The organism is Pseudomonas sp. MT3, from assembly GCF_054720805.1.
On sequence record NZ_JBTVPY010000002.1, the window covers coordinates 319854 to 337836 of the forward strand.

Genomic DNA, 17983 nt, shown 5'->3' on the forward strand with positions numbered 1-17983 from the left:
GATCCAGGAACGCATGGTGCAAGCCCTCCCACGGGCGGCCGCGCGCAGTCTCGCTAAGAGCATCCTTGCGGCGGTTTTCGGTTCGGGTTCGGTGGCGCCGACTCGGGCGGCGAAGGTCGCCGCGCTTGGCGCCACCAACAGGTAGCTGCCGTTGGGAGGGGCTAGAGGTCGCCGGTCCAGTGACGCTCGCGCGAAACCAGGCGGGAAGTGGGGAGAGGCAAAGTCTTAACGTTCAACATAATGCACACTATATTGCCAATTTCGGGGCCTATTGGCAAATCGACGATGTCGATCATGGCTATGAGCGCCTGTAAACAACCACTCCAGAACCCTGTGGCTCGCCAGGCACCATCAGGATTGTGCAATATTCTGTTCACCTCATCCTGCCTGCGACAGCACGCCGCGGCCATGATCTGCGCCAGCGCCCGACCCCGTGCCGCCCTGTTACTATTCCCAACCAGTACCCTGTCGGAGACCGCGATGATCGCCCTGCGAGACGCCTGGAAGGCCGGACTGTTCGGCCATGAGCATTGGACGCGCAACCTGGTGGCCGGGGTGATCGTCGGGGTGGTGGCGCTGCCACTGGCGATGGCCTTCGCCATCGCCAGTGGAGTGAAGCCGGAACAGGGTATCTACACGGCGATCTTCGCCGGCGCGCTGGTGTCGTTGCTGGGCGGCAGCCGGGTGCAGATCGCAGGCCCCACCGGCGCCTTCATCGTCATCCTCGCCGGGATCACCGCCAAGTACGGCATCGACGGGCTGCAGATCGCCACGCTGATGGCCGGCGCCATCCTCGTGCTGCTGGGGGTGAGCCGGCTCGGCACGATCATCCGCTTCATCCCGGCGCCGGTGATCGTCGGCTTCACCGCCGGCATCGGGGTGATCATCTGGGTCGGCCAGTGGAAAGACTTCTTCGGCCTGCCCGCCGTCAACGGCGAGCACTTCCACCAGAAGGTCTGGCACCTGCTGCAGGCGCTGCCGCAACTGCACGTCGCAACCACCCTGCTGGCGCTGCTGAGCCTGGCGCTGGTGCTGTTCGCCCCGCGCATCGCCGCCTTGCGCCGGGTGCCGGGGCCGCTGGTGGCGATGGTGGTGGTGACGGCCATCCAGTCGCTGTTCCACTTCGACGGCGTGGCCACCATCGGCAGCGCCTTCGGCGGCATTCCCCAGGGCCTGCCGAGCTTCAGCCTGCCGGAGGTGACGCTGCCGCGCGTGCTGGAACTGATCGGCCCGGCCTTCGCCATCGCCATGCTCGGCGCCATCGAATCGCTGCTCTCGGCAGTGGTCGCCGACGGCATGGCCGGCACCCGCCATGACTCCAACCAGGAGCTGATCGGCCAGGGCATCGCCAACCTGGTCACCCCGCTGTTCGGCGGCATCGCCGCCACCGGCGCCATCGCGCGGACCGCCACCAACATCCGCAACGGCGGCAACAGCCCGCTGGCCGGCGTCACCCACGCGGCGACCCTGGTGCTGATCCTGCTGTTCCTCGCCCCGCTGGCGTCGAACATTCCGCTCTGCGCGCTGGCGGCGATCCTCTTCGTGGTGGCCTGGAACATGAGCGAGGCGCGGCACTTCCTGTTCATGGTCAAGCGCGCGCCGCGCGCCGACGTGGCGATCCTGCTGATCACCTTCGGGCTCACCGTGTTCAGCGACCTGGTGATCGCGGTGAACATCGGCGTGATCCTCGCCATGCTGCACTTCCTGCGGCGCATGGCGTCGTCGGTGGAGGTACATGCCGACGAAGGCACCGAGCTGGAGGTGGAACTGCGAGGCCGCGGCCTCGCCGAACTGCCGCCGGGCGTACTGGTATACAGCATCGAAGGGCCGCTGTTCTTCGGCGCGGCGGAAACCTTCGAGCGCGCCCTGGCCCAGACCCATACCGACCCGAAGGTGCTGATCATCCGCCTGCGCCGCGTGCCGTTCATGGACATCACCGGCCTGCAGACCCTGCAGGAGGTGATCGAGGATCTTCAGCGGCGCGGCATCGAGGTGCGCCTGTGCGAGGCCAATGCGCGAGTGCTGGGCAAGTTGCGCAAGACCGGGATACTCGATGTGCCGAGGGCGGCCATCTACCACCCGGATTTCCCCGCCGCGCTGACGGCATCGACAGCGGCGCCCTGAGACGGCCAAGCCGATCGCCCTCTCCCGGAAGGAAGAGGGCGTCACGCGTCACCTCACCAGTCGAGCGTCGAGGCTGTTCTGCGCCAGGCGCTGCGCCTGCTCCTTGGTCATCCCCAGGTGCTCGTGCAGGGCATGGAAGTTCTCGGTGACGTAGCCGCCGAAGTAGGCCGGATCGTCCGAGTTCACCGTCACCTTCACGCCGCGTTCGAGCATGTCGAGGATGTTGTGCTCGCGCATATGGTCGAACACGCAGAGCTTGGTGTTGGACAGCGGGCAGACGGTCAGCGGGATCTGCTCGTCGATGATGCGCCGCATCAGCCGCTCGTCCTCGATCGCGCGCACGCCGTGGTCGATGCGCTCGATCTTGAGCAGGTCCAGGGCTTCCCAGATGTACTCCGGCGGGCCTTCCTCGCCGGCATGGGCAACGGTGAGAAAGCCTTCGCTGCGGGCGCGGTCGAACACGCGCTGGAACTTGCTCGGCGGGTGGCCGACCTCGGAGCTGTCCAGGCCGACGGCGATGAAGGCGTCGCGGAACGGCAGGGCCTGCTCCAGGGTCTTGAAGGCCTCGTCCTCGGACAGGTGGCGCAGGAAGCTGAGGATCAGGCCGTGGCTGATGCCCAGTTGCTGCTCGCCGTCCTTGAGCGCGCCCTGGATGCCGCGCAGCACCACCTCGAAGGGAATGCCGCGGTCGGTGTGGGTCTGCGGGTCGAAGAACGGCTCGACGTGGATGACGTTCTGCGCCTTGCACTTCGCAAGGTACGCCCAGGTCAGGTCGTAGAAGTCCTGCTCGGTGCGCAGTACGTCGGCGCCGGCGTAATAGAGATCGAGAAACTCCTGCAGGTTGTTGAACGCATAGGCCTGGCGCAGGCTCTCGACGTCGCCCCAGGGCAGGGCGATCCTGTTGCGCTCGGCCAGGGCGAAAAGCAGCTCGGGCTCCAGCGAGCCCTCCAGGTGCAGGTGCAGTTCGGCCTTGGGCAGGGCGTTGAGCCAGTCGTACATGGTGGGATCTCGTTATCGGGCGGTCGCGGAAAGTATCGCACGGTCCGCGAAGCGTGCAGGCCAACAGGCCGATGAGGGGCGCCGTGGCCTGCGTGCGAATCTCGTCGGCCGCTCGCTGGTACGCCCTCCGGGCATTGCCTAAGATGGCCCACTCGCTCTTACCGGAAATGGACAGTCCTCGATGCTGCGCGCGCTCAAAGACGAAAAACTCCTCATTCTCGCCCTGCTGGTGGCGCTGGCGGTGTACCCGCTGGAACACGGCCTGCTGGGCGGCGGCAAGCTGCTTGCCGGAATCACCGCCAGCGTCCTGCTGGCGGTGATCATCGGCGTCTCGCTGCGCGTCGCGCACCACGCCGAAATCCTCGCGGAGAAGGTCGGCGAACCCTACGGCACCATGATCCTGACCCTGGCGGCGGTGCTGGTGGAGGTGGTGATCCTGGCGATCATGATGGGCCACAACCACTCGCCGACGCTGGCCCGCGACACCATCTATGCCGCGGTGATGCTGGACATGAACGGCATCCTCGGCCTGGCCGCGCTGCTCGGCGGCCTCAAGCACGGCGAGCAGTCGTACAACGACGACTCGGGCAAGACCTACGTGACCATGATCCTCACCGCCGTGGGCATCTCCATGGTGGTGCCGGAGCTGATCCCCGCCGAGCAGTGGAAGCTCTACTCGATGTTCACCATCGGCTGCATGGTGATGCTCTACGCCCTGTTCCTGCGCATGCAGACCGGTCAGCACAGCTACTTCTTCAGCTACAACTACGCCGCCCACGGCGAGCAGCACACGGCCCATGCGGCCCCCGGCGACAGCCGGCGGTCGATCCTGCTGCTGGCGGCCGGCGTGGTGCTGATCGGCGCGCTGGCCGAGGTGATGTCCAAGGCCCTGGACGTCGGCCTGCAAGGCAGCGGCGTGCCGCCGATCGTCCCGGCGCTGCTGGTGGCGGCGATCTCCGCCAGCCCGGAAATCCTAACCGCCCTGCGCGCCGCGCTGGCCAACCGCATGCAGCCAGTGGTCAACATCGCCCTGGGTGCTTCGCTGTCCACGGTCATCCTCACCGTGCCGGTGATCGAGGCCCTGGCGCTGTTCAAGGGCCAGCCGATCCAGATGGCAATGACCCCGCTGCAGACCGGCATGATGTTCATCACCCTGATGGTCGCCGGCTTCAACCTGCACGACGGCAAGACCAACGCCATCGAAGGCATGACCCATTTCGTGCTGTTCGCCACCTTCCTGATGTTGTCGCTGATGGGACTCTGACCATGCTCAAGATCTACCTCGCCGGCCCCGACGTGTTCCGCCCCGACGCCTTCGAGCAGGGTGAACGACTCAAGGCCCTGTGCGCCGAGTTCGGCCTGCTGGGCTTGTACCCGCTGGACCACTCGGTGCCCGAGGGAATCGACCGGCCCCGCGAGCAGGCGTTGTGGATCTACCAGGCCAACCTCGCGCTGATCGCAGAGGCCGATGCGCTGGTCGCCAACCTCAACCCCTTCCGTGGCGCCGAGCCGGACAGCGGCACGGCCTTCGAGCTGGGTTATGCCGCCGCCCTGGGCAAGCCGCTGTACGGCTATATCGACGCGGGCGGGAGCTGTACCGAACGCCTGCCGCGCGAGTGGCAAGGCGACGAGCCGGGCCGTGACCGCGACGGCAACCAGGTGGAGGCTTTCGACCTGCCGCTGAACCTGATGCTCGGGGTGCCGGCGCAGATCGCCGTCGGTGGGCTGCGGGAGGCGCTGGAATTACTGAAGGCCGAACTGTTCCCCGAGGAATGAATCCGCTCCCCCACAAGAGCCCCCCGAACATCGCCCATGTCCGATTACAGCCAACGAAAAACGCGCCTGGAGGCGCGTTTTTCGTTGGGGGCGAAAGGTCTCAGCGACGGGCTTTCTTCAGCTCGAAATTGAACACCTTGGTCGCCTGGCGGGCCACGATCCGGCCGCCCAGCGAGCGGGGTTCGAAGCGCCATCTCTCCATCGCGTCGCGCACGCTGCGCTCGAAGACGCGCGGCGGCGTCGACTCGAGGAACTGGATGTCGGTGATCCGCCCGGCGCTGGTGATGGTGAACAGCACCTTCACGTGCCCTTCGATCTGCTTCGCCTGGGCGATCCGCGGGTAGCTCGGCGGGTCCATGCGCAGCGGCTTGATGTCGCTGTCGTTGAGGCTGCCGGTCGGCAGGCCTGCCGGGCCTTGAGAGCCGGTCGGCGCCGACTGCGCGCCCGGCGTGGACTGGCCGACGGTCGGCGCGGCAGGCGGCGGCGGTGCTGCCGGGGTCGGCGCCGCGGAGGTTTCCTGCGCCGGTTCCGGATCAGGCTCGGGCTTGGGTTTCGGTTTGGGCTTGGGCGCGACCTTGGGGACGGCCTTTTCCACCGGCTTGGGTTTCGGCTTGGGCTTTTCCACCGGTTTGGGCGGCTCGACCGGCTTGGGCGGCTCCGGTTCAGGCGGCGTCGGGACCGGCGCGGCGGCCGGCGGTTGCTGCACCGGCTCAGGCTTGGGCGGCAGGGTGACGACGCTGACCTGCATCGCCTTGGGCATCTCGCCCTGGCCCAGGTTCAGCTCCGCCGGCGAGGGCACGACCCAGACCAGCCCGGCAACGATCGCCGCATGCAGGCCGATCGCCAGACCCGAGGACTTCCACCAGCCGCTCCGGCGCGGCGGCTCTTCGCCCTCTTCCACGCCTTCCACGGGAACGGCGTAGGGGATCAGCACCTCTTCGGGAACCACCTCCGTGTCCCGGCGCTCCCCCTCGCAGCTGACCAGACGCAGGTTGGCCTCGTTGACGCGCTGGGCGTTCACGCTGGGCAGTACGGCACTGTCTTCCGCCGTGGCGGCAGAGGACAGTTGGTCCTCGGCGGACACGGCTAGACTGGCGTCAGCCGCTTCGCGCGGTTGGGGTAACGACATGAGAAAGCCTGCGGAAAGAGTTCACGAAGCAGTATCTTCTGATAATTATTATCATTCACCAGGCCCGCGAGGGCAACCTCGTCCGTCATCCTGGCTCGATGGCGCAGCGTAGAAGCGCATCGTGGAGCGGTTGTGGATCGACCTGCGCCGCCAGGATCAGCTCGATCCGGCTGTCACGCCGCCACGGACTGGGCGTCCAGGGCGCCGTTCGTTCGGTACGATTGCACGCCAGCCAGCCGGCCTCGCCATGCAGCACCGCCTTGGCCCGCAGCAGGCCGGGCAGCGCGGCAAGCCAGGCGTCCAGCTCGGCAATGCGGAAGCGCCAGTCCGGGTGAAAACGCCAGCCGACCGCTTGTCGCCCATCCTCGATGCGCACCTGCCGCAGTGGCTGCTCACGACGCAGCAGCACGCCCGCTTCGACGCTGGCCGGCAGGATGGGCAGCCCGGCCCCCGGCGCCTCCAGGGGCGAAGCGGGAAGCTCGGAAAGCGCCAGGCGGCCCTGCGTGGTCCAGCGCGCCGGCAGCACCGGCAGAGCGACCAGCAACTGCGCGCGGGCCGCGTCATCGAGGGTTTCGCTCTTGTTCAGCAGCATCAGCCCGGCCTGCTCCAGCGCCTCCCGCTGAGGCTCGGGCAAGGGCTGTCCGGCCGCCAGTAACGCGGCGTCCAGCACCATGACCAGCGGCTGGACCGCCAGCACGCCCTGCCACGGCGCGGCGCGCAGTTGCGCCAGCAGCTGCGACGGATGGCCGAGGCCGGAGGGTTCGATGAACAACCGTTGTGGCCTGGCCTTGCGCAACAGCCGGCCCAGCCCGACCTGGAACGGCGCGCCGTTGACACAGCACAGGCAACCGCCCGCGACCTCGCCGAGGGCGATGCCCTCCTCGTCGCGGCAGAGCAGCGCGGCATCCAGGCCGACCTGGCCAAATTCGTTGACCAGCACCGCCCAGCGTTCCTCCGCCGGGCGCTGGGCCAGCAGGTCATGCAACAGGCTGGTCTTGCCCGCCCCGAGGGGGCCGGCGATGAGATGAGTCGGGATCTGCTTCAACATTCGCTCATGGTGCCGCCTGACGCTCGTCGGGAAAAGCGCTAGAGTCGCGACTTCTTTACGCACCCCCGGACCGACCATGCGCCAACTCCTTCCTTTGACCTTCGCCTGCCTGCCGTTGCTCGCCCACGGCGAAGCCTGTGTGGTGCACAGCCAGGGGGCCAACCTCGACGTGAAGGTCTGCCAGCAGAACCGCAGCATTCCCGCCACGCTGTTCCGCGATGGCTTCTGCCAGCCGCAGTTGAAGGACCAGACAGTCCAGGTCACCTACGCCGACCACTGCCCGAGCGGGGCCTTCGGCGTCTGCGAGAACGCCCAGGTGCAGGGCATGCCCTATCGCCAGGACATCCATTACTACGGGGTGCCCAGCGACGCGCGCATCCTCCAGCCCTTCTGCGAGACCCAGAGCCACGGCCAGTGGCGCAAACCCTGACACGTCGTCATCGGCCTGTCATACGCCTCAGGCTTACTGTCGCCGGGTACCTCACACCCTCTCGGCACCCCACGCCGGGCATGATCTTGGTGAATCGGGCCGCCATCCCCTGGCGGCCCTTTTTTTGCCCGCCAGCCCAACATCGGCAACGCGGACGGGATGTCTTCAAGGCCTCGCCTCAGGTGGGCGCTTCCCAGGGTTCGAAGGGATCGGGCAGGCGCTTCCAGGCGGTCGTTCCGGCGGCCATCTCGGCGTCATCCAGCAGGCAGCGGTCCAGCTCGGCGAACAGGCGCGCGAAGTCCAGGTTCTGACCGATGAACACCAGTTCCTGACGGCAATCGCCGCTGTTCTCGTCCCAGTGGCGCAGTACGACCTGCAGTTCGGCGGTGTCCTGCGGCCAGGCCTCGCGCGGGACGAAGCGCCACCAGCGCCCGGCCAGGCCGTGGCGCATCAGGCCGCCGGCCTGGGACCAACTGCCCGCCTCGCGGTAGCGGCTGGCCAGCCAGAAGAAACCCTTGGAGCGCAGCAGACGGCCGTTGCTCCAGGGCTCGGCGAGGAAGTCGTGGAAGCGCTGTGGATGGAAGGGCCGGCGCGCGCGGTAGACGCTGGAGGCGATGCCATAGGCCTCGGTTTCCGGCAGGTGCTCGCCGCGCAGCTCCTTGAGCCAGCCCGGCGCCCGCTCGGCGCGCTGGAAGTCGAAGCGGCCGGTGTCGAGGATGGTCGCCAGCGGCACCTGGCCCATGACCATGGGTCGTATGTCGGCGTCGGGGTTGAGCCGACGCAGGATCGCCAGCAGTTCATCACGCTCGGCGCTGCCGATCAGGTCGATCTTGCTCACCAGGATCACGTCGGCGAACTCCACCTGTTCCACCAGCAGGTCGCTGAGCGAACGCTCGTCGTCCTCGCCGAGGGTTTCGCCGCGCTCGGCGAGGCTGTCGGCGCCCTGGTAGTCGGCGAGGAAATTCAGCCCGTCGACCACCGTGACCAGCGTGTCCAGCCGCGCCAGGTCCGACAGGCTGCGGCCCTGCTCGTCGCGGAAGGTGAAGGTCTCGGCCACCGGCAGCGGTTCGGAGATGCCGGTGGACTCGATCAGCAGGTAGTCGAAGCGACCTTCGCCGGCGAGCCGGCTGACCTCTTCCAGCAGGTCCTCGCGCAGGGTGCAGCAGATGCAGCCGTTGCTCATCTCCACCAGGCGCTCCTGGCCGCGATTGAGGCTGACGTCGCGCTGCACTTCGCGGCCGTCGATGTTGATTTCGCTCATATCGTTGACGATCACCGCGACCTTGAGGTCCTCGCGGTTCTTCAGCACGTGGTTGAGCAAGGTGCTCTTGCCGGCGCCAAGGAAGCCGGACAGTACGGTGACGGGGAGCAGGCGGTTCACGGGGCTTTTCAACGGGTCGTCTCCAGGGATCAGGCTTCGCGGACGTGCAGTTCGCGCCGTTCCTGGCGCTCCTTGGCCTCGATGCACAACGAGGCGGTGGGGCGCAGCAGCAGGCGGCGCAGGCCGATCGGCTCGGCGGTTTCCTCGCACCAGCCGTAATCGCCCCGGACCAGGCGCTCCAGCGCCTGGTCGATCTTGTCCAGCAGCTTCTTCTCGCGCTCCAGCCGACGCAGTTGCCACTGGCGTTCTTCCTCGCGACTGGCGATATCGGCGTCGTCGCTGGCCCGCTCGCCGTCCTGCAAGGCACGGAATTCCTCGTCGATGCGCGCCTGCAATTCGCCGCGCTGGTGCAGCAGCAACTCACGGAAATAACCCTGTTGCGCCTCGCTCATGTAGGCATCGCCGGGCTGGGCGAGCAGTTCCTGTTCGGTCATGGCCGTCTCCGGAAGGGAGTAATTTGATTATGTTATATTATAACAGTGCATATCCAGCAATCGAGAATCGACAAGCGTGTTCCGACATGCGATACCGATGCTCCGCTCCATCCGCCTCCGAGACCGTCGATGCTGCGCCGCGCCCTGCTGTTCTGCCTGCTCGCTCCCTTCGCCCACGCCAGCGGTTCCGCGCCGCTACCCTTTCCCGGCGAGCAGCCGGCGCGCTGCGCCTGGTCCGCTTCGGTGCTGGCCTGCATGGACGATTCGGGGAATCTCTACAGCATCGCCACCCAGGGCCACGACACCTACCTGCGCGGCTTCGAGGCGAGCAGCGGCCGGCGCTGGGCGCAGACCGGCACGCGCTACGGCAGCCTGACCTTCTTCAGCGGCGTGACCAGCGACGGCCAGGTGTGGGTCGGCACCAGCCGCGGCATCGGCTGGACCAACATCAGCCGCTTCAGCAGCTCCACCGGTGACAGCGCGCGGCTGACCTGTGGCCGGGTCAGCGGTTGCAAGCAACAGGAACGCTGAAACGCTGACGAGCCCATTGCGGGATCGCCGGAAAGTAAATACGTTATATTATAACAACCGTTGACCGCGACCCGCCCATGACCGCCCTGCTCCCCGATATCGCCTGCCAATCCACCCACCTGCCCGTCCCGCTCGACTGGGTCGGCATGCAGGGCATCGCCGTGCCGCTGCGTATCGCCGGCGAGCGCGTTGCCGCCTATGCCGATGCCGGCGTCAGCCTCGATGAAGCCGATGCGCGCGGCATCCACATGTCGCGGCTGTACCTGGAGCTGGAGGCGCTGGCGGACGCGGAGCTTTCACCCGCGCTGCTGCGTGACCTGCTCAGGCAATTCCTCAGAAGCCACGCGCAGCTCTCCCGACGCGCCAGCCTGGTACTGCGTTTCGAACTGATGCTGCGGCGCCCGGCACTGGTCAGCCCGCTGAGCGGATGGAAGCGCTACCCCTGCGAAATCCACGCGCAGCTGGAAGATGACATGTTGCAACTGGAACTGCGCCTGAGCCTGCCCTACTCCTCGACCTGCCCGTGCTCGGCGGCGCTGGCGCGCCAGCTGATCCAGGAGCGTTTCGACGCCGACTTCGCAGGCCGTCCGCTGAAGGCCAGCGAGGTCCGCGCCTGGCTCGGCAGCCCGCAGGGCATCCTCGCCACGCCACACAGCCAGCGCAGCGAGGCGCGGCTACAACTGCGCCTCGACCCGGCCGCGCGGACATTCGCTTTCAGCGAGTTGATCGACCACGCCGAGGCCGCCCTCGGTACCGCCGTGCAGACGGCGGTGAAGCGCGCCGACGAACAGGCCTTTGCATTGGCCAACGGACAGAACCTGATGTTCTGCGAGGACGCCGCGCGCCGGCTGCACCGGGCGCTGCTGCAGCGCGAAGAGGTGTCAGGCTTCGAGGTGCGCGTGGTGCATGCGGAAAGCCTGCACGCCCACGACGCGGTGGCGGCGAGCCGTTGGGTACGGCCCTAGAGCACCAGGTCCAGGCGTATGCGATCGCGGCAGCGGATGCCATTCTCGATGATCGGCTCCGGGTAGTTCAGCGAAAAGTAGTCGTGCTCCACGCAGGCGATGCGGAAGCCCATGCGCTGGTACAGGCCCAGTTGCGCCAGGCTGGAGTTGCCGGTGGCGATGTCCAGCCGCAGCGCGCCGATGGCTCGCGCGGCATCGATGGCCGCTGTCAGCAGGCGCCGGGCCAGGCCGCGGCCCTGCCATTCCTCTTCCACCGCAAGGTTGGTGATCTCGATCACGCCCCAGCTGCGCGCGGTCAGCGTGAGCACGCCGCGCACCGCCTCGCTGTCGCTGAGCGCCAGCACCCGCGACTGTGGCAAGTACCGCTCGATCTGCGCGCGGCTCGGATCGGCCAGCAGCAGAAGTGGCCACGGCGCCTGGGCGGGAGTGAGTTCGACGAGAGACAGTTCGGGGAAGAAAGACACCATGATTCGCAGGGGCAAGCCAAAAGGAGGCGACGGTTTATCCTCTGCCGGCCTGTGATGCAAGCATTACGACACCGCCCTGGGGTGCAGCCCGAACGAATCGGACCCGGAAATCCGGGTCCGATTGCATCGCTTTTTCAGGATCAGACGTAGATATCCCGCCGGCTCCAGGGCACTTCCTGGCTACCGTCCGCGTGCGGCCTGCTGGCAAGTATCTGGTGCAGGTTGATCCAGCCTTTCTTGAACCCGTAGGCGCAACCGGCGAGGTACAGGCGCCAGATGCGCAGGGCCTGGTCGGGCACCAGTCGCGCCGCTTCGGCCAGCTTCGCCTCGAGGTTGGCGCTCCAGAAGTCCAGGGTGCGCGCGTAGTGCAGGCGCAGCCCCTCGACATCGACCACTTCCAGCCCCGCCTCGCTCATGCGGGCGACGGCCAGCGACAGGTGCGGCAGCTCGCCGTGGGGGAACACGTAGCGGTCGATGAAGTCGCCGGCGCCGCGCCCGACCGGACGGCCGTCGGTGTTGCTGGAGGTGATGCCGTGGTTCATCACCAGCCCGCCCGGCCGCACCGCGTCGAACAGGTGCTGGAAGTAGATGCCCAGATTGGCGTGACCGACGTGTTCGAACATGCCGACGCTGACCACCTTGTCGTAGCGGCCGTCGCGCGGCAGGTCGCGGTAGTCGCGCAGCTCCAGGGTCACCTTGCCCTCCAGGCCCTCGGCCCTGATCCGCTCGCGGCCGAGCTTGAGCTGCTCCTCGCTGAGGGTGATGCCGTGCACCTGGACACCGAATTCCTTCGCCGCCAGGCGCGCCAGGCCGCCCCAGCCGCAGCCGACGTCGAGCAGCTTCTCGCCGGGTTTGAGGCGCAGCTTGCGGCACAGGTGGCGCAGCTTGGCGACCTGGGCGGTGGCCAGGTCCTCGCTGCCGGTCTCGTAGTAGGCGCAGGAGTACACCATCTCCGGGTCCAGCCAGAGCTGGTAGAACGCGTTGGAAAGGTCGTAGTGGTAGTGGATCGCCTCGGCGTCGGTGGACTTGTCGTGGCTTTCGCGCACGTAGTCCCCCCCCGCATCGTCGGTACCCAGGGCAGCGCTCAGGGCATCGCCCATAGCGATCACATCGCCAATGGGGCCTTCGATGTCCATGCGCTTCTCGACGTAGGCGCGGCCCAGCACATCGAGGCTGGGCTGGGTGATCTCGGTCAGCAGCGTAGGGTCGCGCACGACGAGAGTTACCTGCGGATCCGGCCCCAGGTCGAAGGCCTGGGTCTCGCCGATGCGGATGCGCAACGGCAGCTGCAGGGACAGCAACTCAGAGGGCAGATTGGCTTTCATGCATACCTCCTGGTCACAGGGCTGAAGAACTATAGACCAGTTCCTCCATAGTCTGTCCCTATGGCCTGGCTCGCGCAAAGCTATCGGGCGCGGATCGCGTCCGGTAGCGCCACGGATGGATAGTTCGCCATGCAAGCGTAGCAGCCGCTCCCGGAGACATTCTTGCCGGGTCTGAGATAGAGCCTTTGCGCAGCGGAAACAATGACGCGCGGACGGCAAGCCCCGTAATCATTGGACCCTGGCCTGGGCTACACTGTGCCTCCTTTCGGCGCCTTCCGACCGAAGGCCCTCTGCAGTGAAGGGGACCGCCTTGAATACCTTCTCCGCGCCGCGCCCGGCGGTCCGCACCGTACTGGTGGGACTGATGCTGGCGATCTTCCTCGGCGCGCTGGACCAGACCATCGTCGCCGTGTCGCTTCCGGCGATCTCCGCCGGCTTCGGCGATTTCGACCTGCTCGCCTGGGTCATCTCCGGCTACATGGTGGCGATGACCATCTCCATGCCGATCTACGGCAAGCTCGGCGACCTCTACGGGCGCCGCGTGCTGATGCTGTTCGCCATCGGCGTATTCACCGCCGCCTCGGCGCTCTGCGGCGCCGCGCAGAGCATGGAGCAGCTGGTGCTCGCCCGCGTGCTGCAGGGCATCGGCGCCGGCGGCATGATGTCGGTGAGCCAGGCGATCATCGGCGACATCGTCCCGCCCCGCGAACGCGGCCGCTACCAGGGCTATTTCAGCAGCATGTACGCGGTGGCGAGCATCGCCGGACCGGTGTTGGGCGGCCTGCTGACCGAGTACCTGTCCTGGCGCTGGGTGTTCCTGATCAACCTGCCGGTGGGACTGGTCGCCCTCGCCGTGTCCCGCCGCACCTTGCGCGGCCTGCCGGTGCCGGGCCGCCAGCCGGTGATCGACTACCTGGGCACCGCGCTGATGATCGCAGGCCTGGGCAGCCTGCTGCTGGCGATCACCGAGGTCGGCCAGGGCGCGCGCTGGAACGACCCGCAGATGCTTGGACTGTTCGCCGCCGCGCTGGTGTTGATCGCGCTGTTCGTCATGCAGGAACGCCGCGCGCCGGAACCGCTGGTGCCGATGCAACTGTTCCGTATCCGCGCGGCGACGTTGAGCTGGCTGATCAGCTTCTTCGCCAGCTTCCAGGTCATCTCGCTATCGGTGCTGGTGCCATTGCGCTTCCAGTCGGTCACCGGTGCGGGCGCGGACAGCGCGGCGCTGCACCTGCTGCCGCTGGCGATGGGCGTGCCGTTGGGGGCGTACTGCTGCGGCCGCCTGACCGCAGTCCTCGGACGCTACAAGCCGCAGATCGTCGCGGGCGCGCTGTTGGCGCCCGGCGCCATCGCCGGCCTTGCGCTGACCTCGCCGGACGCCTACCTGCTCTCGGGCCTGTGCATGCTGCTCACCGGCACCGCCGCCGGCACCCAGTTCCCCACCAGCCTGGTGGCGGCGCAGAGCGCCGTGGACAGCCGCTACCTGGGCGTGGCCACCAGCAACATCACGCTGTTCCGCTCCCTCGGCGGCGCGGTGGGCATCGCGCTGATGTCGGCCCTGTTGCTGGCCATGCTGCAGCCGCTGGCGGGCGACGCCGGCCACGGCCTGTCGGCCAGCGCCCTGCTGGACAGCCTGGGTGGCGCGGGCCACGAGGCGCAGCGGCAGGTGCTGGACCAGGTGTTCAGCCACCTGTTCCTGATCAGCGCCGGCTTCGGCGTCCTGACGCTGCTGATCGCCCTGGCGTTGCCCGACCACGCGCTGCGTGGCCGGGCCGACAACTAGCCTTCAGGCGCGAGGCGACTCAGTCCTCGTCGTTGAGGTAACTGACCTTGCGCAGGTCCGGCAGCAGCAGGCAGACCACCAGCGCCACGCCGCACATGACCGAGACATAGATGTAGAAGTACTCCTCGACGCCGAGGCTCTTCAGGCCCAGGGCGACATATTCCGCCGAGCCGCCGAAGATGGCGTTGCCCACCGCATAGGACAGGCCCACGCCCAGGGCGCGGATCTGCGGCGGGAACATCTCCGACTTGATCAGGCCGCTGATGGAGGTGTACAGGCTGACGATGGCCATCGCCGCGATGATCAGCACGAAGGCCAGGTAGGGGCTGCTCACCGCCTTCAGCGCGGAGAGGATCGGCCAGGTGAAGAGCATCCCCAGGATGCCGAACCAGAGCATCGAGGTCTTGCGCCCGATGCGGTCGGACAGCGCGCCGAACAGCGGCTGCATGCACATGTAGCAGAACAGCGCGAAGGTCATCACGCCGCTGGCCACCTTCGGGTCCATGCCGGCGGTGTTCACCAGGTATTTCTGCATGTAGGTGGTGAAGGTGTAGAAGATCAGCGAGCCGCCGGCGGTGAAGCCGAGCACGGTGAAGAAGGCGCGCTTGTGGTGGGCGAACAGTTCGGTGAGGGTGCCCGATTCCTTGCGGTTGAGGTTGGACGCCTTGGCTGTCTCGCTCAGCGAGCGGCGCAGGTAGAAGGCGATCACCGCGGTGATGGCACCGACCACGAAGGGAATCCGCCAGCCCCACTCGCGCAGCTCGTCGGTGCTCAGCAGCTGCTGCAGGACCACCACCACCAGCACCGCCAGCAGTTGGCCGCCGATCAGGGTGACGTACTGGAACGAGGCGAAGAAGCCGCGCTGGCCCTTGAGCGCCACCTCGCTCATGTAGGTCGCGCTGGTGCCGTACTCGCCGCCCACCGAGAGCCCCTGGAACAGCCGCGCGAGCAGCAGCAGGGCGGGCGCTGCAACGCCGATGGTGGCGTAGGTCGGCATCACGGCAATGGCCAGCGAGCCGCCGCACATCATCAGCACCGAGATCATCATCGCGGTCTTGCGGCCCTTCTTGTCGGCGATGCGGCCGAACATCCAGCCGCCGATGGGACGCATCAGGAAGCCGGCGGCGAACACCCCGGCGGTGTTGAGCAGTTGTACCGTCGGGTTGTCCGAGGGGAAGAAGGCGTGGGCGAAGTACAGGGCGGTGAAGGCGTAGACGTAGAAGTCGAACCACTCCACCAGGTTGCCCGACGATGCGCCGACGATGGCGAGAATGCGCGAGCGGCGCTCATGGGCGGAATACTGCGGTACGGAGGCAGGTGCGTTCATGGGGCTTCTCTTGTTGGGTTGAACTGCTTCCCGGGTGTCTGAGCGGAAGTCCCTGGCCGCCTCGCATCGGACGAATCGTCACCTTAACCCGGTGATTTTTTCGCCGACACATTTGGAAACAGTATAGACAACCTCCGATAGCCGGCTAACGAAATCCACTGTTCTCCGTCACGTTTCGGTTCGAATATCGAACATGCCCAACAGGCGTTTGTCGTTTTCGATTGACCGGCTAGTGGCCAGCTTCTATCGTTGGCGCGCTCTCGCACCCTTCGGGAGACTTGTCAGGTACCCCTCGAAGGGTCGGAGTCCGACCTTGTCCACAAGACAAGGTCGATTTCCATTCCCCTCGTGTTGCGGCTCCTGCCGCCTGGCCTCGGTGCCCCGTCCACACCCCCGGACGTGCAGGCACCGGGGGAATGTTGATCCCGCCCGTCGCCATCGCTCCATCCCGCCGCGAATCGCCCGACTCGACCTTCCGCCGCCGCCACCAAAGCGACATCTGCCGCCTCTATGCTTCCGGCTGTGCTACAGGCCGCGCCCGGCGCGGCTCTCGACGATCCGACGAGGGGCCCCGCTTGAACGCCGCCAATCCACTGTGGTTCGCCATCGGACTGCTCGCGCAGGCGGCTTTCTCCGCCCGCTTCCTGGTCCAGTGGGTGTTGTCCGAGCGCGCGCGCAAGAGCTTGATGCCGGTGCATTTCTGGTATTTCAGCTGCGCCGGAGCGGTGCTGTTGCTGGCCTACGCCACCCACCAGCGCGACCTGGTGATCTGCCTGGGGCAGCTCGCCGGCCTGGCCATCTACCTGCGCAACCTGGAACTGGACCGCCGCCACGGCGGTGGCCGGCCACTGTTCTTCGCCTGGCCCTGGCTGACCTGGGCGGCGGTGGCCATCGCGCTGGGCTGGATGTCGAAGCCCGAGCCGATGCTCAAGGCGATCACCGGCGCCGACCCGCTCTGGACCGCGATCGGTATGTTCGGCCAGACGCTCTTCACCGGGCGCTTCGTGCTGCAACTGTGGTATTCCGAGCGCGCTGGCCGGCCGGTCAACCCGATCCACTTCTGGTACCTGTCGATGGCTGGCAGCGTATTGCTGTTCAGCTACGCCGTGGCGCAGCGCGACCCCATCATCATCCTCGGCCAGTCCTTCGGCATCCTGGTCTACCTGCGCAACCTGGCGCTGATCCGGCGCCAGGCCGGAGGCGCCGGCGCGCAGAGCCACTGAGCCCTGGCGGCATTCGGAAGAGGCCCTCGCGGTTATCGAAAAGCCGCCTCAGCGCTGCCTCTCGAAGCGATAGAAGAGGTTCGGCTCGCTGACCACGTAGAGATTGCCGTCGGCGTCCATGCTCAGCCCCTCGGCCTGGGGCGCGCCGTGCTCCAGGTCGCCGAAACCGCCAAGCGAGCGGAAGCTGACCAGGCCGCCCTGCCCATCCAGTTCCATGATCAGCCGCGACTCTTCGCTGAGCACCAGCAGGTGGCCGCTCTTGCGGTCGTAGTGGAGATCGGAGATGTCGGTGCCGAAGACGCTGCGCTTCACCCAGGCGCTGTGGTCGATCACCTTGAGCTGCAACTTGCCGGCAAGGCTGGCGCGTACGCCGGTGATTTCGTAGATCTGTCGCGGGCCGCGTTCCTTGCCGATGAACAGGCGGTCATGCCCGGCGTCATAGGTGAGCCCTTCGAAGCCCTTGTTGTGGAGGCTCGGGTTGATCGCCAGGGCGATCGATTGCGCGTCGCGAGCGTCTATCCCCTGGCCAGGCCGCTCGGGCAGCGCGAAGAAATCGATCTGCTGGAGGTTCTCATCGGACACCGCCACCAGGCCACCGCCCAGGTAGGCCACGCCCTCCACATCCTGGAAGCCGTTCATGGGGTACTGCGCCAGCAGCTCGCCGGTCTTGCTCAACACCGCCAGCTTCATGGCCCCGGCATTGGTCACGGCGATCAGGCGGTCCTGGTCGAAGTCGTAGCTGATGGCGGACAGGTCGGACTCGATGCCCTTCACCGGCAGCGCGTCGATCACCACCTTGTAGTCGGGCAGCCAGACGCTGCGCCCGGCCCACTCGGCGGCATGCAGCTGGCTGCTGATGTAGAAGTAGGCCCGCTGCTGCCAGTGCCCGGTGAGTACCAGCGTCACGGCCGGCAGGAGCAGCGCCACGACCAGCGCCAGGGATAGCCAGGCGCGCCGATCGAGACGGCGGCGCGGGGGATGCAGCGACAGGATGTCCACGCTGTCGACGGCTCGGTTCACATTCGGACTCCCGGGAAGTGG

Annotated in this window: 17 protein-coding genes; 8 read left to right on the plus strand and 9 right to left on the minus strand. The window is 67.1% G+C overall.

All coding sequences use genetic code 11. The features are described from left to right. Positions 1–480: 480 nt before the first annotated feature. Entirely contained in the window at positions 481–2124 is a 1644-nt protein-coding gene (locus ACYCAX_RS03335; RefSeq protein WP_015475005.1) for a SulP family inorganic anion transporter, read from the plus strand. A gap of 48 nt (positions 2125–2172) precedes the next feature. On the opposite strand, the gene ACYCAX_RS03340 is transcribed toward ACYCAX_RS03335, so the two are convergent. After that, positions 2173–3123 (minus strand): adenosine deaminase, encoded by a 951-nt coding sequence (locus tag ACYCAX_RS03340; protein WP_015475004.1) that lies wholly within the window; start codon positions 3121–3123, stop codon positions 2173–2175. Between the two features lie 181 nt (positions 3124–3304). Between ACYCAX_RS03340 and ACYCAX_RS03345 the strand changes: the two genes are divergently transcribed. Then, the gene (locus ACYCAX_RS03345) at positions 3305–4387 is read left to right on the plus strand and encodes a calcium:cation antiporter (protein ID WP_460247419.1); all 1083 of its coding nucleotides are present in this window, start codon (positions 3305–3307) and stop codon (positions 4385–4387) included. Between the two features lie 2 nt (positions 4388–4389). Continuing rightward, positions 4390–4899 carry a nucleoside 2-deoxyribosyltransferase gene (locus tag ACYCAX_RS03350; protein ID WP_460247420.1) on the plus strand — a complete coding sequence of 170 codons (510 nt, stop codon included), beginning with the start codon at positions 4390–4392 and terminating at the stop codon, positions 4897–4899. A 100-nt stretch (positions 4900–4999) separates the two neighbouring features. Here ACYCAX_RS03350 and ACYCAX_RS03355 read toward each other — a convergent pair whose 3' ends face one another. Beyond that, positions 5000–6028, minus strand: a complete 1029-nt coding sequence (locus ACYCAX_RS03355; RefSeq protein ID WP_041711655.1) for an energy transducer TonB — start codon at positions 6026–6028, stop codon at positions 5000–5002. A gap of 85 nt (positions 6029–6113) precedes the next feature. Further along, the gene (locus tag ACYCAX_RS03360) at positions 6114–7076 is read right to left on the minus strand and encodes a CobW family GTP-binding protein (RefSeq protein WP_460247421.1); all 963 of its coding nucleotides are present in this window, start codon (positions 7074–7076) and stop codon (positions 6114–6116) included. Between the two features lie 76 nt (positions 7077–7152). Here ACYCAX_RS03360 and ACYCAX_RS03365 point away from each other — a divergent pair, with 76 nt between their 5' ends. Next, entirely contained in the window at positions 7153–7506 is a 354-nt protein-coding gene (locus ACYCAX_RS03365; protein WP_460247422.1) for an NADH:ubiquinone oxidoreductase, read from the plus strand. A 178-nt stretch (positions 7507–7684) separates the two neighbouring features. Here ACYCAX_RS03365 and zigA read toward each other — a convergent pair whose 3' ends face one another. Together zigA and dksA are read right to left on the minus strand one after the other, a co-directional pair. Further along, the gene (zigA, locus tag ACYCAX_RS03370; protein ID WP_294972234.1) at positions 7685–8887 is read right to left on the minus strand and encodes a zinc metallochaperone GTPase ZigA; all 1203 of its coding nucleotides are present in this window, start codon (positions 8885–8887) and stop codon (positions 7685–7687) included. A 29-nt stretch (positions 8888–8916) separates the two neighbouring features. Continuing rightward, the gene (gene dksA, locus ACYCAX_RS03375) at positions 8917–9321 is read right to left on the minus strand and encodes an RNA polymerase-binding protein DksA (RefSeq protein ID WP_015474997.1); all 405 of its coding nucleotides are present in this window, start codon (positions 9319–9321) and stop codon (positions 8917–8919) included. Positions 9322–9453: 132 nt separating this feature from the next. Here dksA and ACYCAX_RS03380 point away from each other — a divergent pair, with 132 nt between their 5' ends. Both ACYCAX_RS03380 and folE2 read left to right on the plus strand, forming a co-directional pair. Next, entirely contained in the window at positions 9454–9852 is a 399-nt protein-coding gene (locus ACYCAX_RS03380; protein ID WP_294972237.1) for a hypothetical protein, read from the plus strand. Positions 9853–9929: 77 nt separating this feature from the next. Next, the gene (gene folE2 / locus ACYCAX_RS03385) at positions 9930–10817 is read left to right on the plus strand and encodes a GTP cyclohydrolase FolE2 (protein WP_294972165.1); all 888 of its coding nucleotides are present in this window, start codon (positions 9930–9932) and stop codon (positions 10815–10817) included. Here folE2 and ACYCAX_RS03390 read toward each other — a convergent pair. Both ACYCAX_RS03390 and cfaB read right to left on the minus strand, forming a co-directional pair. Next, entirely contained in the window at positions 10814–11284 is a 471-nt protein-coding gene (locus ACYCAX_RS03390; protein WP_041712315.1) for a GNAT family N-acetyltransferase, read from the minus strand. The genes folE2 and ACYCAX_RS03390 overlap by 4 nt on opposite strands. A gap of 140 nt (positions 11285–11424) precedes the next feature. Then, positions 11425–12609 (minus strand): C17 cyclopropane fatty acid synthase CfaB, encoded by a 1185-nt coding sequence (cfaB, locus tag ACYCAX_RS03395; protein ID WP_015474993.1) that lies wholly within the window; start codon positions 12607–12609, stop codon positions 11425–11427. Positions 12610–12919: 310 nt separating this feature from the next. Here cfaB and ACYCAX_RS03400 point away from each other — a divergent pair, with 310 nt between their 5' ends. After that, the gene (locus ACYCAX_RS03400) at positions 12920–14392 is read left to right on the plus strand and encodes an MDR family MFS transporter (protein ID WP_460247423.1); all 1473 of its coding nucleotides are present in this window, start codon (positions 12920–12922) and stop codon (positions 14390–14392) included. Between the two features lie 19 nt (positions 14393–14411). Here the strand turns inward: ACYCAX_RS03400 and ACYCAX_RS03405 are convergent, their stop codons facing one another. Next, complete coding sequence (locus ACYCAX_RS03405) at positions 14412–15719, minus strand: MFS family transporter (protein WP_294972172.1); 1308 nt, start codon at positions 15717–15719, stop codon at positions 14412–14414. Positions 15720–16294: 575 nt separating this feature from the next. Between ACYCAX_RS03405 and ACYCAX_RS03410 the strand changes: the two genes are divergently transcribed. Continuing rightward, positions 16295–16942 (plus strand): lipid-A-disaccharide synthase N-terminal domain-containing protein, encoded by a 648-nt coding sequence (locus tag ACYCAX_RS03410; RefSeq protein WP_015474990.1) that lies wholly within the window; start codon positions 16295–16297, stop codon positions 16940–16942. Positions 16943–16990: 48 nt separating this feature from the next. Here ACYCAX_RS03410 and ACYCAX_RS03415 read toward each other — a convergent pair whose 3' ends face one another. Next, positions 16991–17962 carry an SdiA-regulated domain-containing protein gene (locus tag ACYCAX_RS03415; protein WP_015474989.1) on the minus strand — a complete coding sequence of 324 codons (972 nt, stop codon included), beginning with the start codon at positions 17960–17962 and terminating at the stop codon, positions 16991–16993. Positions 17963–17983 lie beyond the last annotated feature (21 nt).

Coding starts and splice junctions, on each gene's coding strand:
- cfaB (WP_015474993.1), bottom strand. CDS start 12,609: ATGAAAGCCAATCTGCCCTCTGAGTTGCTGTCCCTGCAGCTGCCGTTG.
- ACYCAX_RS03405 (WP_294972172.1), bottom strand. CDS start 15,719: ATGAACGCACCTGCCTCCGTACCGCAGTATTCCGCCCATGAGCGCCGC.
- folE2 (WP_294972165.1), top strand. CDS start 9,930: ATGACCGCCCTGCTCCCCGATATCGCCTGCCAATCCACCCACCTGCCC.
- ACYCAX_RS03355 (WP_041711655.1), bottom strand. CDS start 6,028: ATGTCGTTACCCCAACCGCGCGAAGCGGCTGACGCCAGTCTAGCCGTG.
- ACYCAX_RS03365 (WP_460247422.1), top strand. CDS start 7,153: ATGCGCCAACTCCTTCCTTTGACCTTCGCCTGCCTGCCGTTGCTCGCC.
- ACYCAX_RS03360 (WP_460247421.1), bottom strand. CDS start 7,076: ATGTTGAAGCAGATCCCGACTCATCTCATCGCCGGCCCCCTCGGGGCG.
- ACYCAX_RS03345 (WP_460247419.1), top strand. CDS start 3,305: ATGCTGCGCGCGCTCAAAGACGAAAAACTCCTCATTCTCGCCCTGCTG.
- ACYCAX_RS03350 (WP_460247420.1), top strand. CDS start 4,390: ATGCTCAAGATCTACCTCGCCGGCCCCGACGTGTTCCGCCCCGACGCC.
- ACYCAX_RS03390 (WP_041712315.1), bottom strand. CDS start 11,284: ATGGTGTCTTTCTTCCCCGAACTGTCTCTCGTCGAACTCACTCCCGCC.
- ACYCAX_RS03335 (WP_015475005.1), top strand. CDS start 481: ATGATCGCCCTGCGAGACGCCTGGAAGGCCGGACTGTTCGGCCATGAG.
- ACYCAX_RS03340 (WP_015475004.1), bottom strand. CDS start 3,123: ATGTACGACTGGCTCAACGCCCTGCCCAAGGCCGAACTGCACCTGCAC.
- dksA (WP_015474997.1), bottom strand. CDS start 9,321: ATGACCGAACAGGAACTGCTCGCCCAGCCCGGCGATGCCTACATGAGC.